This window comes from Novosphingobium subterraneum (genome assembly GCF_000807925.1).
Taxonomy (GTDB): Bacteria; Pseudomonadota; Alphaproteobacteria; order Sphingomonadales; family Sphingomonadaceae; genus Novosphingobium; species Novosphingobium subterraneum.
Window position 1 is genome coordinate 1 of sequence record NZ_JRVC01000029.1, and the last position, 15,167, is coordinate 15,167.

17 protein-coding genes are annotated in these 15,167 nt (G+C 65.5%); 11 read left to right on the top strand and 6 right to left on the bottom strand.

Annotation, left to right across the window (positions count from 1 at the left end; translation table 11 throughout):
* Nucleotides 1–76: 76 nt before the first annotated feature.
* From NJ75_RS20600 to NJ75_RS20610, 3 genes are all read right to left on the bottom strand, one after another.
* Nucleotides 77–781 carry a DUF1013 domain-containing protein gene (locus tag NJ75_RS20600; protein WP_039337814.1) on the bottom strand — a complete coding sequence of 235 codons (705 nt, stop codon included), beginning with the start codon at nucleotides 779–781 and terminating at the stop codon, nucleotides 77–79.
* Between the two features lie 129 nt (nucleotides 782–910).
* Complete coding sequence (locus tag NJ75_RS20605; protein WP_039337816.1) at nucleotides 911–1,261, bottom strand: bactofilin family protein; 351 nt, start codon at nucleotides 1,259–1,261, stop codon at nucleotides 911–913.
* Between the two features lie 7 nt (nucleotides 1,262–1,268).
* The gene (locus NJ75_RS20610) at nucleotides 1,269–2,414 is read right to left on the bottom strand and encodes a M23 family metallopeptidase (RefSeq protein ID WP_039337817.1); all 1,146 of its coding nucleotides are present in this window, start codon (nucleotides 2,412–2,414) and stop codon (nucleotides 1,269–1,271) included.
* Between the two features lie 292 nt (nucleotides 2,415–2,706).
* On the opposite strand from NJ75_RS20610, the gene NJ75_RS20615 reads away from it, so the two are divergent.
* From NJ75_RS20615 to NJ75_RS20655, 9 genes are all read left to right on the top strand, one after another.
* On the top strand, nucleotides 2,707–3,984 hold the full coding sequence (locus NJ75_RS20615) for a glutamate-5-semialdehyde dehydrogenase (RefSeq protein WP_039337818.1): 1,278 nt from the start codon (nucleotides 2,707–2,709) through the stop codon (nucleotides 3,982–3,984).
* The gene (locus tag NJ75_RS20620) at nucleotides 3,948–4,652 is read left to right on the top strand and encodes a nicotinate-nucleotide adenylyltransferase (protein ID WP_082013508.1); all 705 of its coding nucleotides are present in this window, start codon (nucleotides 3,948–3,950) and stop codon (nucleotides 4,650–4,652) included. The genes NJ75_RS20615 and NJ75_RS20620 overlap by 37 nt, the downstream gene beginning before the upstream one ends.
* Before the next feature lie 109 nt (nucleotides 4,653–4,761).
* A complete protein-coding gene (gene rsfS, locus NJ75_RS20625; RefSeq protein ID WP_039337819.1) occupies nucleotides 4,762–5,154 on the top strand; it encodes a ribosome silencing factor in 393 nt (130 codons plus the stop codon).
* A gap of 174 nt (nucleotides 5,155–5,328) precedes the next feature.
* The gene (locus NJ75_RS20630) at nucleotides 5,329–5,754 is read left to right on the top strand and encodes a 23S rRNA (pseudouridine(1915)-N(3))-methyltransferase RlmH (protein WP_039337820.1); all 426 of its coding nucleotides are present in this window, start codon (nucleotides 5,329–5,331) and stop codon (nucleotides 5,752–5,754) included.
* Nucleotides 5,755–6,029: 275 nt separating this feature from the next.
* Nucleotides 6,030–7,244 carry a murein hydrolase activator EnvC family protein gene (locus NJ75_RS20635; protein WP_039337822.1) on the top strand — a complete coding sequence of 405 codons (1,215 nt, stop codon included), beginning with the start codon at nucleotides 6,030–6,032 and terminating at the stop codon, nucleotides 7,242–7,244.
* A 138-nt stretch (nucleotides 7,245–7,382) separates the two neighbouring features.
* Nucleotides 7,383–8,726, top strand: a complete 1,344-nt coding sequence (locus tag NJ75_RS20640) for a S41 family peptidase (protein ID WP_039337824.1) — start codon at nucleotides 7,383–7,385, stop codon at nucleotides 8,724–8,726.
* Nucleotides 8,727–8,739: 13 nt separating this feature from the next.
* Nucleotides 8,740–9,222: a disulfide bond formation protein B gene (locus NJ75_RS20645; protein ID WP_039337827.1), complete on the top strand. Its 483-nt coding sequence runs from the start codon at nucleotides 8,740–8,742 to the stop codon at nucleotides 9,220–9,222.
* A 1-nt stretch (nucleotide 9,223) separates the two neighbouring features.
* Nucleotides 9,224–9,733 (top strand): demethoxyubiquinone hydroxylase family protein, encoded by a 510-nt coding sequence (locus tag NJ75_RS20650; RefSeq protein WP_039337828.1) that lies wholly within the window; start codon nucleotides 9,224–9,226, stop codon nucleotides 9,731–9,733.
* A gap of 81 nt (nucleotides 9,734–9,814) precedes the next feature.
* Entirely contained in the window at nucleotides 9,815–10,390 is a 576-nt protein-coding gene (locus NJ75_RS20655) for a hypothetical protein (protein ID WP_062780410.1), read from the top strand.
* A 147-nt stretch (nucleotides 10,391–10,537) separates the two neighbouring features.
* Here the strand turns inward: NJ75_RS20655 and fabI are convergent, their stop codons facing one another.
* The 3 genes from fabI to NJ75_RS20670 are packed head-to-tail and all read right to left on the bottom strand — an operon-like array spanning nucleotide 10,538 to nucleotide 13,335.
* Complete coding sequence (fabI, locus tag NJ75_RS20660; RefSeq protein WP_039337829.1) at nucleotides 10,538–11,341, bottom strand: enoyl-ACP reductase FabI; 804 nt, start codon at nucleotides 11,339–11,341, stop codon at nucleotides 10,538–10,540.
* Complete coding sequence (locus tag NJ75_RS20665) at nucleotides 11,338–12,336, bottom strand: YihY/virulence factor BrkB family protein (RefSeq protein WP_039337858.1); 999 nt, start codon at nucleotides 12,334–12,336, stop codon at nucleotides 11,338–11,340. Before NJ75_RS20665 ends, fabI begins: the two co-directional genes overlap by 4 nt.
* Before the next feature lie 48 nt (nucleotides 12,337–12,384).
* The gene (locus NJ75_RS20670; protein WP_039337830.1) at nucleotides 12,385–13,335 is read right to left on the bottom strand and encodes a DnaJ C-terminal domain-containing protein; all 951 of its coding nucleotides are present in this window, start codon (nucleotides 13,333–13,335) and stop codon (nucleotides 12,385–12,387) included.
* Nucleotides 13,336–13,557: 222 nt separating this feature from the next.
* Between NJ75_RS20670 and pdxH the strand changes: the two genes are divergently transcribed.
* Together pdxH and NJ75_RS20680 are read left to right on the top strand one after the other, a co-directional pair.
* Nucleotides 13,558–14,169 carry a pyridoxamine 5'-phosphate oxidase gene (gene pdxH / locus NJ75_RS20675; RefSeq protein ID WP_039337831.1) on the top strand — a complete coding sequence of 204 codons (612 nt, stop codon included), beginning with the start codon at nucleotides 13,558–13,560 and terminating at the stop codon, nucleotides 14,167–14,169.
* Nucleotides 14,170–14,179: 10 nt separating this feature from the next.
* The gene (locus NJ75_RS20680; protein ID WP_039337833.1) at nucleotides 14,180–15,157 is read left to right on the top strand and encodes a cation diffusion facilitator family transporter; all 978 of its coding nucleotides are present in this window, start codon (nucleotides 14,180–14,182) and stop codon (nucleotides 15,155–15,157) included.
* Nucleotides 15,158–15,167 lie beyond the last annotated feature (10 nt).

A 15,167-nucleotide genomic window follows, 5' to 3' on the forward strand; every position in this document is an offset into this window, starting at 1 on the left:
GGGCATTGGCGACAGCCAACAAAAAGGCCGCCCCTTCGCAAGGGCGGCCCCTTTTCGTGTCGGCTCCAGCCGGACCTCAGCTGTCGGAAATGCCCTCGGCGCGGCGCGCGGCAAGCCATGCTGCCGCTTCGGCTTCCTGCGCGGCTTCCGATGCGGCCTTGGCCGAGGCCTGACGCTCGGCGCGCAGTTCCTCGATCAGCGCTTCACGGTCGGTGCCAAGGCGCAGCGCGGCTTCGCCGTTGTCCTCGATCCCAGCCTTCTTCGCGGCCTTGGCGACCAGCGAATCGAGTTCGCGCTGCGAACACAGGCCCAGCGTGACCGGGTCCTTCGGGTTGATGTTGCCGATGTTCCAGTGGCTGCGATCGCGGATCGCGGCGATTGTCGTGCGCGTCGTGCCGATCAGCTTGCCGATCTGCGCGTCGGAAACTTCGGGATGGTTGCGCAGGATCCAGGCGATGCCATCGGGCTTGTCCTGACGCTTCGAAACCGGGGTATAGCGCGGGCCCTTGGTGCGGCTGACGGCCAGCGGGGCACGCTGCATCTTCAGCTTGTATTCGGGATTGGCCTGGCCCTTGTCGATCTCGGCCTGGTTCAATTCGCCCGAATGGATCGGATCGCGCCCGGTGTACTTCTGCCCGGCCAGGTCGTCGGCCATGGCCTGCACTTCAAGGATGTGAAGGCCGCAGAACTCGGCGATCTGCTCGAAGGTCAGCGCGGTGTTGTCGACGAGCCAGGACGCAGTGGCGTGCGGCATCAGCGGATACGTGGGCTGGTTGCTCACGGACAATCTCCCGAAAAAAAGCGGTCCCGCAAAACGCGGATACAATAAGGGCCGCCCCTCGCGGAGCGGCCTTGAACCTCGCCGATGTAAGCCGGGAATGGCGAATCGGCAAGTTTTTGTTTGGGAACCTTAGCTGACGAGCGTCAGAGACGGCTCCTCCCCAGCGTGAACCCGATGGGCGAACCTGCCGTCGACCTGCGCGCCCTGTTCGATCGTCAGCGCATCATAGCTGACATCGCCGTGGATGCGGGCGGTCTTGAGGATCACCAGTTCTCCCGCTTCGATCGAGCCATGGATCGTGCCCGAAAGCCGCGCCGACCGCGCCTTGATCGCGCCGGTGACAGTGCTCTTCTCGCCCTGCACGAGCGCGGCGCAAGTGATGTCACCTTCTACGCTGCCGTCGATGTGCAGGTCAGCAGTCGCCGAAAGATCACCCTTCACAGCGAGATCGGCACCAAGCACGGAGAATGTAGCGGCCATGGTCGTGTTACTCCCCGATGTTGTGCGCGGCGCTTCCGGCGCGGATTTCCTGAACATGCCTGTTTGCCTCAAGGAAGGGGCGCGGGTTGACCGGACGGTCGTTGATCCGCACTTCGAAGTGGAGATGGGGCCCGGTCGAGCGCCCGGTGTTGCCGATCTTGCCGATTTCCGCACCAGCGTCGACCTTCTGGCCAATGCGCGCGGCCGTGCGCGACATGTGGGCGTAGCGGGTCATCAGCCCGTTGCCGTGGCTGACCTCGACGACGTTGCCATAGCCCTGCTTCTGTCCGACGAAGCTGACCGTGCCTGCCGCCGCCGCATAGATCGGCGCGCCCACCGGCCCGCGGAAATCCAGCCCGGCATGAAACGCCGCGCCGCCGGTGAACGGGTCGGAGCGATAGCCGAACCCGCTCGAGATGAACTCGAGGCTGGCCGGCAGCGTGTTGGGGATGCGCCGTAGCCCCTTTTCCAGCGCGGCCATGCGTTCGAGGCTGGCGCCAAGGCGGGCAAAGCGCGGGTCGACCGACTGGTCGTTTTCGGTGAAAAGACGGATCAGCGGGCCGCCCTGCCCTTCGCGCGAGGCAGCGCGCAGCATCGCCGGGTTCAGCCCGACACGGCGGATCGCGGTTTCAGCCTGCGCCGAACGCGCATCGGCATAACGCGTCAGTCGCTCGATGAAGGCCAGCTGGCGCGCTTCGATTTCGGCGAGGCGCTTTGCCTCGGGCAATTCCATCGAGATCTTGCGCACGGTCTTCTGCGCTTCGCCGCTGCTGTCGGACACCGTGCCTTGCGGCAGGTCCCTGGGCAGTTCGCCGATCGTGCCTTCGATCGCCTTCTCGATGAAGTCCTGACGGCGATCGAGGTCGTCCGCCACACCTTCCAGCCCGCCGCGATACTTCGCCACCCGGCTTTCTGCCGATGCCACCGCCGCTTCGCGTTCCAGCAGCGCGGCATGATCGCGCGCGGCGGTGAACTGCGAGAACAACGTCACCGCCATGACCACCAGCCACAGCAATACGGCCGCAGCGATGCCACCGGCTATTGTCATCTGCAGGCGCGAGGAGATGCGGATGAAGCGGACCTGACCCTGCGAGCGCATGAAGAACTCGCGCTCGGGAAACCAGCTGCGAACGCGTGCAACCGCATTGGCCACAGCTGGCGCAGCCGCAAAGCGGGCAGGCTTTATCGATGGCACAGGCAGGCGACCCCCGTCGTTTTTCTGCTTGGTTTGGTTAATTCAGATCCCGTCGCGGCGCGGACTAGCCATCGGGTTCCCGGCTGGCGAATCCGAATCGGGCTAGACGCGCCGAGTCGTGTGAGTCCCCCGATGAATCGTTTGCAGTGGTGTAAGCAGGCGCACAATTCGCGCGTTGGAAGGCTTCGACTCGCCCTTCTCGCTTCCATCCGGATGACACGCGGCAATCCCGGTGCTAGTGCGCTGCCCCATGTCCAGCCAGCCCGCACAGCAGCCCGAATCCGTGACCGATCTGGTCGAAGGCCTCGCCCGCGCCGCCCGCACGGCGCAGCGCCTGTTGGCACGCATGGATTCGCCAGCCAAGGAGCGTGCGCTCAAGCTTGCCGCCTCTGCCTTGCGCGCCGCCGAGACTGAAATCCTCGCCGCGAACGAGCAGGACATGGCCAACGGCGCAGCGAATGGCCTCACCAGCGCGATGCTCGATCGCCTGAAGCTCACGCCCGAACGTCTCGCCGGAATCGCCGATGCGGTGGAACAGGTCGCCAGTCTGGCCGATCCTGTCGGCGAAGTCATTTCAGAAGCCGCGCGCCCCAACGGCATGGTGCTGCAACGTGTGCGCATTCCCGTCGGCGTGATCGGCATTATCTATGAAAGCCGCCCGAACGTGACCGCCGACGCCGCCGCGCTCTGCGTCCGCTCCGGCAACGCCACGATCCTGCGTGGCGGATCGGAAGCGGTCCACTCCAACCGCGCGATCCACAAGGCGCTGGTCGCCGGGCTGGTCGAAGGCGGCGTGCCCGCCGATGCTGTCCAGCTCATGCCCACGCAGGACCGTGCCGCCGTCGGTGCGATGCTTGCCGCCGCTGGCCTGATCGACATGATCGTGCCGCGCGGTGGCAAGAGCCTCGTTGCCCGTGTGCAGGCCGATGCCCGCGTGCCGGTCCTGGCCCACCTTGATGGCATCAACCACACGTTTGTTCATGCCGCTGCCGATCCGGCGATGGCCAAGGCTATCGTGCTCAACGCCAAGATGCGCCGCACCGGCATCTGCGGGGCGATGGAAACCCTGCTGATCGATGCGACCTATCCCGATCCGCACGGCCTTGTCGAACCGCTGCTCGATGCCGGATGCGAGCTGCGCGGCAATGCCCGCGCCCGCGCCATTGATCCGCGCATCGTGCCCGTCGCCGCCAACGACTGGGATACCGAATATCTCGATGCGATCCTGTCGGTGGCCGTGGTCGACGGCCTCGACGAAGCGCTGGCACATGTCGCTGCCCACGCCTCGGGCCATACCGATGCCATCGTCACCGAGAATCAGGCCGTGGCAGACCGCTTCCTGACCGAAGTCGACAGCGCCATCGTCATGCACAATGCCTCCAGCCAGTTTGCCGATGGTGGCGAGTTCGGCCTCGGCGCAGAAATCGGCATCGCCACCGGCCGCCTCCATGCACGCGGCCCGGTCGCGCTCGAAGGCCTCACCACCTACAAGTGGCTGGTCCGTGGCTCGGGACAAGTGAGACCCTGAGGAATCCCGCTGCGCCCCTGACCGGCCTGTTCGGCGGCAGCTTCAACCCCGCCCACGGCGGCCACCGCCGCGTCACGCTCTTTGCGGTTCAGGCGCTGGGGCTTGACGAGGTGTGGTGGCTGGTCTCTCCCGGCAATGTGCTCAAGCCGGCCCACGGCATGGCTCCGCTCGAAGCGCGGCTGGCCTCGGCCCGCCGGCAGAGCCGGAATGCCCCGATCCGCGCCACCGCGATCGAGCGGGAACTCGGCACCCGTTTCACCGTCGACACCCTGCGTGCCATCAAGCGCCGCTATCCCAGACGCCGTTTCGTGTGGCTGATGGGAGCGGACAATCTCGCGCAGTTTCATAAGTGGAAGCACTGGCGGCAGATCGCGCGCGAGATGCCGATTGCGGTGATCGCGCGTCCGGGTTATGATTCGGCTGCCTTGGCAAGTCCTGCCATGGCCTGGCTGCGCCGCTGGCGCCAGCGGCCCGGACAGTTCGTCTCCGGCGCAATGCGGAGCGCTCCGGCGCTGACCATTCTTCGCTTCGATCCTGACCATCGGTCTGCCAGCGCGATTCGCGCCCACGATCCGGATTGGTCCCGCCGCTACGCACCAGCGGCCATGCGCGATGCCGTAACGCATCGCCCGGTCTCTCCGGGCCTTATCAAGCGAGGAAAATCCTGACCGCGCAACACCTTGATCCATGTTCCGCCATGGTGCGGGACATAGAAACTCTTGCGCGTTCCAACCGTTATCCCTTGACTCTTGAGCCACGGAGGCCATTTCGCGCATCATGACCAGCGTACAACCGCTGTCGGCCAATGCCGGCACCGCTCCGAAGACACCCTACACCCCCGCCGCGCTGCACGATCTCGTGCTGCAGTCGCTTGACGACGATCAGGCGCAGGAGGTGGTTTCCATCCCGCTCGAGGGCAAGAGCTCCGTTGCCGATTATATGGTGATCGCTTCGGGCCGCTCGACCCGTCAGGTCGCGGCGATGGCGCAGAAGCTGGCCGAGCGGATCAAGCACGGAGGTTTCGGCCACGTGCGCATCGAGGGTCTTCCGGCGGCGGACTGGGTGCTGATCGATGCGGGCGACGTGGTCGTCCACCTCTTCCGCCCGGAAGTGCGCACGTTCTACAACCTCGAACGCATGTGGGCCTTCGGAGACGCCGGCGCGGCGTGATTCGTGACGTGCGCCCTTGGCATCCGCCAAGGGCTTGCGGCACCAGCCCACTCCCCCGGCCCGACCACTCAGAGCCTACCTGGTAAGATGATCGGGCCGGGGAAGCGGTCTGGTGCCGCTCTTGTTTTGGTTCTGGGGATTCTCACGCAGCCCATTCCCGGCTAGACCGCACACATGCTGCTCCACGTCATCGCCCGCGGAAAAATCGGTCGTTCGCCCGAGGCTGAGCTCGTCGAGCGTTATGCCAAGCGGATCTCGTGGGGCTGGAAGGTCACCGAACTGCCCGACCGGGGCGGCACTGTCCCTTCGCCATCGCAGACGCCATCACGCACGGTCGCGCTCGATGAACGGGGCAAGCAGCTGACCTCGAGCGAGTTCGCCGCGATCCTTGGCCGCTGGCGTGACCATGGCGTGCGCGAAACGCGGTTCCTGATCGGCGCGGCTGACGGTCATGATGACCCTTTGCGCGATTCCGCCGACCTGCTGATCGCGTTCGGCAAGGCCACCTGGCCCCACATGATGGCGCGCGCCATGCTGGCCGAACAGCTGTGGCGGGCGACCAGCATTCTCGCGGGCCATCCCTATCACCGCGAAGGGTAGAGCCAGATGACATCAGATTGCACCGCCGTGACGGAGCCGATTTTGGCCCAGCGCAAGGAAAGAGGAGGGAGCCATGCTCGTCCATAGTGACCGACGATTGACGCTGCGATGGGCCAAAATCGGCCCGCTGCTTGCGGTTGCGCCAGGAAGCCCCTCGGACAGCGTCGCATTGCTTGCCCGGGCAACCAGCCCGGCCTGCACAACGCTCCTTGCCGAGAAGCTTCCTGGCGCAATCCCGGCGGTGCAATCTGATGTCATCTGGCTCTAGTGGCGCCATGACGTCACGCCTTGCCTTTGCTTCTGCCTGCTTGCTCCTCATGGGGGCACTCGGCTGGCAGGTAACGGCTCAGCAGGCGACCCCTTATGCAGACGCGGGAGAGGCAGGCGAGGTCCTGCGTCGCGCCGGGCAGGCGCTGGCCCAATCGCGCAGCCGCGCCGAACAACTCGAACAGGCTGCGCGCAAGGCCACTGCCGAGGCGGACCGCACCGCGCAAGAGGCTGCCGCCGTTGCTGCCCGCATCCAGCAGTCCGAGGCCGAGATCCAGTTGGCGCAGGCGAAGATCGTGCTGATCGAGCGCCAGCGCGAAACCTTGCGCAATCGCATGGCAGAGCGGCAGGAGCCGGTCGTGCGGCTGACTGCAGCGCTGCAGATGATGGCCCGCCGTCCGCTCGCCTTCAGCCTCGTCCGTGCCGATTCGGTGCGCGACACCATCCACCTTCGCGCCGTGATGGAGACGATGCTTCCCGAAGTGCAGCGCCGCACCGCCTCCTTGCGCGCTGAAATTGTGCGCGGCCGCAAGCTGCAGGACGAAGCGCGCCTGGCTGCGCAGCAATTGCGCGATGGTGAAAAGGGCTTGTCTGCCCGCCGGACCGAACTTGCCGCCCTCGAAAGCCGCCAACGCCTTGCCTCGCGAGAAGCGCAGGGCGTCGCCAGTCGCGAGACCGATCGCGCTTTGGCGCTGGCCGAACAGACCCGTGATCTGGCTGGCCTTGTCGACAGGCTGGAAGCTGACGGTGCCTTGCGCCAGCAGCTTGCGGCGCTCCCAGGTCCGGTGCTGCCGCCGGCGCGTCCGGGCGAGGTGCTCAAGGTTCTGGACGCGCCCCCGCCGCTGCTGGCCACCTCCACGCCGAAGCTCGCCTGGATCATGCCGGTCTCTGGCCGCCTGGTCTCGGGCTTCGGCGCGCGATCGCCCACGGGCCTGACCACCGGGGTCTCGCTCGCCCCCTCTGGCGGAGCGCAAGTCGTATCCCCCGCCGATGGCCGGGTTGCCTTTGCCGGGCCCTACCGTGGCTATGGCACCATCGTCATCGTCGAGCATTCCGGCGGCTGGACCACGCTCGTCACCAATCTCGGCCGCGTGGCCGCGCGCGTCGGCGACAAGGTCGTGCAAGGCTCGCCTCTGGGAGTCGCCGAGCCGGGGCGTCCGGTCCTCACGGTGGAACTCCGCCGCGATGGCACGCCGGTCAATCCGCTCGATCTGCGCAGCTGACGACGCTGGTCGGATTGTGAATCCGCCGTTTGTCTACGAGCCGGGCTCGCCCTGTCCCAAAACCTCATCTGGTGTTAATTCAGCGGGGGTTATAGAACCTCCACAATGTCTGCCTCTTCGCGAAAGGCCTTTGGGCACATGAAGTTCGCCCCCCTGCTGCGCGCCACTGCGCTCGTAACCGCCGTTGCGCTGATCCCGGTGGCGACCACCGGCCTCGCCGCTGTCGACGCCAAGTCCGGGCCCGAATTCGGCAAGCTGATGGCCGTCTACGAACGGATCAAGTCGAGCTATGTCGAGCCGGTTGACGACGACAAGCTGCTCAAGGGCGCGATCGACGGCATGCTTGCCACGCTCGATCCGCACAGCGCCTACCTCGATGCCCGCGACTTCGAGAACCTGCGCACGCAGACCGAAGGCTCCTACGGTGGGCTCGGCCTGTCGGTGACGATGGATGATGGCGCGGTCAAGGTCATCGCGCCGACCAAGGGCAGCCCGGCAGACCTTGCCGGCATCAAGGCGGGCGATTTCATCACCCATCTCGATGGCAAGCTGATCTACGGCGGCTCGCTCGACGAAGCGGTCGATCAGATGCGCGGGGTGCCGGGTACGCAGATCAAGCTCAGCGTCTTCCGCCCCGGTCGCGACGAACCATTTGACGTCACGATCACGCGCAAGATCATCGAACTCAAGCCAGTCGAACTCGCGATGAAGGGCAGTGTCGCCGTCATTTCGGTGTCCAGCTTCAGCGCCGATGTCGGCGCCTCGGTGCAGCGCGCCTGGAACGAAGCCAAGGTGAAGACCGGCGGCAAGGTCACCGGCCTGGTGCTCGACTTGCGCGGCAATCCCGGCGGCTTGCTGGATGAGGCCGTCGCCCTGTCGGACCTGTTCCTCGACAAGGGCACGATTGTCTCGCAGCGTGGCCGCTACGCCCGCGATACCGAGGTCTATCCGGCGGAGATCGACACCAAGGGCGATATCGCCAAGGGCGTGCCGATGATCGTGCTGATCGACGAAGGCTCGGCTTCGGCATCGGAAATCGTTGCAGGGGCCCTGCAGGACCAGCACCGCGCCGTGGTGATGGGCCAGCGCAGCTTCGGCAAGGGCAGCGTGCAGACGCTGATCCCGCTCACGCGCGATACTGCGGTCAAGCTCACCACTGCGCGCTATTACACGCCTTCGGGCCGCAGCGTGCAGGAAGGCGGCATCGATCCGGACATTACCGTGCCGCAGATCTCCCACCCCGACCTGCGCAAGCGCCAGCTGCGCTCCTACCGCGAGAGCGACCTGCGCGGCCACCTGATCAACGAGATCAAGCTTGAGGACAAGGACCTCGAGAAGGACAAGATCGAGGACCCGCGCTTCAAGATGACGCCCGAGGAACTGAAGGCAAAGGACATCAAGGATTTCCAGCTGTACTACGCCGTGCAGACCCTCAATCGGACCCAGCCGAGCGCGGCGCTTGCAGCAAAGATGAAGCGCTAATAGAGCGCGCGGCATGACCTCGCAGCAGTCCCGCAACGCCGCCTACGCGCTTGCCCTGATCGTGCCCGCCGCGCTGATGGGCGGGGCGCTGATCTCGCAATACGTGTTCGGGCTCTACCCGTGCCAGATGTGCTGGTGGCAGCGCTACCCGCACATCGCCGCCATCGTGCTGGCGCTCCTGGCGCTGACGATGAAAGGGAAGGGCTCCGGCGATCTTGCGGTGACGCTCGCCGCCACGGCCATCTGCATTTCCGGCCTGATCGGCGGATTCCATGCCGGTGTCGAATACGGCTGGTGGGAAGGCGTCACCGCCTGTTCCACCGTCGCGGGCGGCGGCAATCCTTTGGATGCGATCATGAATGCCCCGGTCGTGCGCTGTGACGTGGCACCTTGGTCCATGTTCGGAATCAGCCTCGCCGGGTTCAACTTCCTGATCTCAGTCGCAGGCGCGATCCTTGTCTTCGCGCTGCTCGGCAAAAGCCGCAAGGGAGCGTGAGATGACCAAATTCGCCGAAATGCTGCGCGTCGATCAGGCCGGCGAATTCGGCGCAACGCGGATCTACGCAGGCCAGCTTGCCGTCATGGGCAACCGCGCCCCGCATTCGGCGGAAATCGCCGCAATGGCCGAGCAGGAAGCCGGGCACCGCGCGAAGTTCGATGCCCTGATCGCCCAGCGCGGCGTGCGACCGACTGCGCTCCAGCCGGTATGGTCGGCAGCAGGCTTTGCTCTCGGCGCCGCAACCGCCCTGATCGGCCCCGAAGCCGCCATGGCCTGCACCGCCGCGATCGAGACCGAGATTGACCGGCACTACACCGAACAGCTTGAGGAACTGGGCGACGAGGACCCGGAACTCGCCGCGATGATCCGCGAATTTCGCGATGACGAGCGCGAGCATCGCGATGCAGCGCTGGCGGCTGGCGCAGAAAAGGCGCCTGCCTATCCCGTGCTGTTCCACGCCATCCGCCTCGGCTGCCGCGCCGCCATCGCGCTTTCCAAGCGGATTTGATCCAGCGCAGGGAACTGCGCGCCTTCATCTACCATTCACAGGCAGCGCGCCCTATATCGGGGCAAGCCTGACCGGAGACCCATGATGAAGCGCCTGATTCCTGCCGCCCTGCTGCTGTCCAGCGCCTTTGCCGCTCCGGCGCTTGCCCAGGCGGACCAGCCGCTGGTCGATCCCTCGGGCGAGAAGGTGAACCAGCTGATCGTCTATGGCGACGATCCGTGCCCCAAGTCCGAAGGCAGCACGATCACCGTCTGCGCGCGCAAGGAAGAGGAAGAACGCTTCCGCATTCCCAAGGCGCTGCGCGACAACCCCAATGCCACGGTCAACCAGGCGTGGAGCCAGAAGGTCCGCGCCTATGAGACTGTCGGCAACTTCGGCACCAACTCGTGTTCGGCCGTGGGCGCTGGCGGCGCCACCGGCTGCCTTGCCCGCCTGATCGACCGCGCTTATGCCGAGAAGAAGAACAGCTCCGACGTCCAGTTCGGCAAGCTGATCGAGGAAGAACGCGCCAAGCGGCTCGAGACCATCGACGCCGATGCCGCCGCCGAACAGGCCCGCGTCGAGCAGATCGAAAAGGAATACGAAGCAAGGCTGAAGCGCGAACGGGAGCAAGCCGGCGAGCAGGCTCCGGCCACTTCCGCACCCGCGCAGCCGTAACAGCCCACCCCGCTGCAACTAACGCCAGCTGCGCTGACGTAAGTCTCGCGGCCCTCCCGCTTGCGGGAGGGCGTGTTATCGTGCTGCGTTGTTCTCACCTCCCGCAGGCGGGGGGGTAGGGGGTGGGCACCGGCGACAGCCGGTACATCAACCCAAAGCAATATCCGGCGCGTCTTCCTGCTTCATGCCGACAGTGTGATAGCCGGCATCAACGTGATGCGTCTCGCCAGTCACGCCCGATGACAGGTCGGACAGCAGATAGAGGCCCGCGCCGCCCACGTCCTCGATCGTGACATTCCGGCGCAGCGGGCTGTTCAGCTCGTTCCACTTGAGGATGTAGCGGAAATCGCCGATGCCGCTGGCGGCCAGCGTCTTGATCGGGCCTGCCGAAATCGCATTCACGCGCACGCCCGAAGGCCCGCAGTCGTTGGCGAGGTACTTCACGCTGGTTTCCAGCGCCGCCTTGGCCACGCCCATCACGTTGTAGTGCGGCACGACCTTTTCCGCGCCGTAATAGGTCAGCGTCAGGATCGACCCGCCGTTCGGCATCATCTCCATGGCCCGCTTGGTCACCGCCACGAGGCTGTAGGCCGAGATGTTCATGGTCATCAGGAAGTTGTCGAGCGTGGTGTCGTAGAACTTTCCACGCAGCTGGTTCTTGTCGGAATAGCCGATGGCGTGGACGATGAAGTCGATCGTCGGCCACTTCGCCTTCAGTGTTTCGAACGTCTGGTCGAGCGCGGCCATGTCGGACACGTCGCATTCGATCAGGAAATCGCTGCCAAGGCTCGCGGCCAGCGGGCGCACGCGCTTCTCCAGCGCTTCGCCCTGGTAGGAAAAGGCCAGTTCTGCGCCGTGTTCGTGAAGCTGCTTGGCAATGCCCCAGGCGAGCGACTTGTCATTGGCGAGGCCCATGATCAGGCCGCGCTTGCCTTGCATAAGTCCAGTCATGCGTCAGTGTTCTCGCTTCTTGTCTCGTTCCCGGCGCTCGTGCGCGATGCGCGTGCGCGATTGTCAGCCTGGCCCAGCATGTCGCGCTCTTCCGGTGTTTCGGCAAGTGCGGCGTTGAGTTCGGCCCCCACCACCATCCCTAAGCCCACCAGCCAGAAAAAGAAAAGGGCGATCATCACCCCGGCGAGACTTCCGTAGGTGAGATCGTACGAAAAGAACGTCCGCAAGGCGGTGGGCAGCAGCGTCGTCACTACAATCCACCAGATCGTCACGAACAGCGCCCCCGGCCATTTCGGATAGCCGCGCCCGCGATAGGCGCCGGGGGTCAGCGAAATGAACAGCAGCCACAGCGCGCCATAAAGAACCACGGCGGGAATGAAGCGCGAAAGGGCCAGGCTGCCGAGGATATCCGCGAATTGCGGCAACCATGCCTCGATGACTTCCTGCGCAGCGCCGATCACGACCTGTGCGAAAATGGCGAAGAGAATGAGGACGACCGACGCCAGCGTGATTCCGGTCGATGCCAGCCGGTATCGCCAGAAGGCATGTTCCCAGCGCGTGCCATAGGCGCGGCGCAGGATGTCCCGGATCGTCTCGACCAGACTGCCCACTGTCCACAGGCCGAAGATTCCGCCGATCCACAGGAGCCAGCCGGTACGCGCTTCGATCACGCTGCGGGCAACCGGTTCGATGGTCGTCGCAACGACCGGAGGCAGGGCGATGAGCACCGTATCGATTGCGGCCGCGCGCTGGCTCGCCTCGCCGATAAACGAGAACAGCGCGGCCCCGGTAATAAAGAACGGGAACAGCGCGATGACGATCATGTAGGCAAGATTGCCGGCATGGATCGACCCGTCATTGAAGACGCCGGTCCACACGCGCTTGATCACTTCCCAGGCCCTGCTCCCTGGGCCTAGCCTTTCGCGCGCCTCGGCAAGTCCGGAGCGCCAGCGCAGCGCTTCGCGCCGCCGTGCTTCGGGCGAAAGATCCGGCATGTCGACAAGCGGGCGGGGCCCCGGCGGGGTCTGGCCGGGAGCGTTCACTCAGACACCAAGCTTGTCACGAAGGTTGCGCATGTCCGCCCAACCCTCGAGACGTGCTTTCAGGTCCCCGTCATCGGCAGGAATGTCGATCTGCAGCGTCACCAGCTGGTCGCCGCGGGTGCCATCCTTGCGGGTGAAGCCCTTGCCCTTGAGGCGCAGCGTCTTGCCGCTCGAACTGCCCGGAGCCACGGTCAGCATGACGGCGCCATCGACTGTCGGCACCTTGACCTTTGCTCCGTTCAGCGCCTCGGCAAGGCTGATCGGCAGGTCGAGCCGGATGTTGTCGCCGTCGCGCTCGTAGAAGGGGTGGCTGCCGATCTCGATAGTGACGATGGCGTCGCCGTTGCCGCCGGGGCCGGGTTCGCCCTTGCCACCCAGCCGCATCTGCTGGCCGCTCTCGAGCCCTGCAGGCAGCTTCAGGTCGATGGTCTTGCCGTCCGACAGGGTGATGCGCTGGCTGGCGCGCGTCGCTGCATCGACGAACGAGACCTGCAGGCGGTAGTTCACATTGGCGCCCTTGGGCGGAGGACCGCGGCGCGCCCCGCCACCCATTCCACCCATGCCGCCCATTCCGCCGCGACCGCCGAACAGTCCTTCGAAGATGTCGCCGATATCGACTCCCTCGGCGCCGCCGAAGCCGCCTTCGAAGCCGCCGTCATGGCGGAAACCGCCCTGGTGCCCGCGAAAGCCGCCGCCTCCGCCGAAGCCACCGCCGAACGGGCCGGTCGGATTGCCTTCTGCGTCGATCTCGCCACGATCGAACTTGGCCCGCTTGTCCTTGTCGGACAGCAGGTCATAGGCGCGGGTCACTTCGGAAAAGCGCTCCGCTGCCTTGGGGTTGTCCTTGTTGGTGTCCGGGTGCAGTTCCTTGGCCAGCTTGCGATAGGCGGACTTGATGTCCTTCTCGCTTGCGTTGCGCGGAACCCCCAGGGTGGAATACGGATCGGCCATGGCACTCTAGCTAGGATTTGCAAGCGTTGCCCGCAAGGTTGCCTTTCCTACATCGCAGCAGAAGAGTAGGCCGGTCTCCATGCAATTGATCCCGGTCATGGAAAACCGCTCCCGCCATGCCAGACACCTCATGAAGGCAGGGAGCCCGGCCGTTCAGAAAACCCCGCCGGAAAGCTTTCTCTGGACTGTGTAAACCCCGTAAACCCCTTTCAGGAAATTCCAGTGCAACCTGAACAGACTTTCGACGCGATCCCCCATGCCGATCCGCTCGCGATCTTCGAATCGTGGTATGCTCAGGCGCAGGCCAGCGAGCCCAACGATCCCAACGCCATGGCGCTGGCGACATCTACGCCCGACGGCCATCCCTCGGTGCGCATGGTGCTGCTCAAGGGCCACGGCCCGGACGGCTTCGTGTTCTACACCAACTTCCACAGCCGCAAGGGCGGCGAACTGGCGGCAAATCCCTACGTCGCGCTGCTGTTCCACTGGAAATCGCTGCGCCGCCAGATCCGCATCGAGGGTTCGATTGCCGAAGTCACGGCTGCCGAGGCCGATGCCTATTTCGCCAGCCGCCATCCCGAATCGCGCCTTGGCTCGGCCGCATCGGACCAGTCGCGCCCGCTGCCGGACCGTCAGGTCTACCTCGACCGGGTCGATGCGTTGCGGCAGCGCTATCCCGATGGCAACGTGCCGCGCCCGGCGCACTGGTCGGGCTACCGCGTAACCCCTGTCGCAATCGAGTTCTGGCAAGACCGCGATTACCGCCTGCACGAACGTCGCCGCTTCGTGGCCGACGGAGCAGGCGGCTGGACCAGCACCCTGCTTTACCCCTAAGGCACCCGCCATGGACATGACCCGCGCCGACACTCACGCCGACCTCAACCGCAAGGCTGCGCTTGCCAGCATTTCGGTGGCGGTGCTTCTCGTCGGCATGAAGGCGTGGGCAGTGCTCTCGACCGGGTCGACCGCCATGCTCGGCAGCCTTGCCGATACCGCGCTCGATCTGGTGGCGAGCCTTGCCACCCTGCTCGGCGTGTGGGTCGCCTCGCAGCCTGACGACCACAACCACCGCTTCGGGCATGGCAAGGCCGAAGCGCTGGCGGCGATGTTCCAGGTCGTCCTGATCTCGATCTCGGCCATCGGCCTTGCCTTCCGTGCGGTCGGGCAGTTCCTCGGGCAGGCGCAAGTGGCCGAGGCGGAGTCGGGCGTCGTTGTCTCGACCATCGCGCTCGGCGCGACCCTGGCACTGCTGGCCTACCAGCGCCACGTCATCCGGCAGACCGGCAGCCTGGCGATCAGCACCGACAATGTGCACTACAAGTCCGACCTGTTCCTCAACCTCGCGGTCATCGCTGCGCTGGTGCTCGACACTTATGTAGGCATCAAGGGTGCCGACGCGGTGTTCGCATTCGGCATCGCGCTATGGCTGGCGTGGGGCGCGTGGGGCGCATCGCAGGAAGCCGTCGACCAGCTGATGGACCACGAATGGCCGCTCGAGAAGCGCGAGCGTTTTCTCGAAGTCGTCGCCCAGCACCCTGAGCTCAAGGGCCTGCACGACTTGCGCACCCGCACCAGCGGCAACCGCGATTTCGTCCAGTTCCACGTCTGGGTCGACGGACGCATGACCGTGACCGAGGCGCACCGTGTTATGGACGAGATCGAGGACAAGCTGATGGCGGAGTTCCCCGGCGTCGAGATCCTCATCCACCCAGACCCCGAAGGGCTGGTCGACGAGGACATGATGGGCGCCGAGAACCTGCTCAGCCCCGGTCCCGATGGCACCAGCCCGGCCATCCTCGCACAGGGTGCGCCGAACACTTGAGGACAGCCGC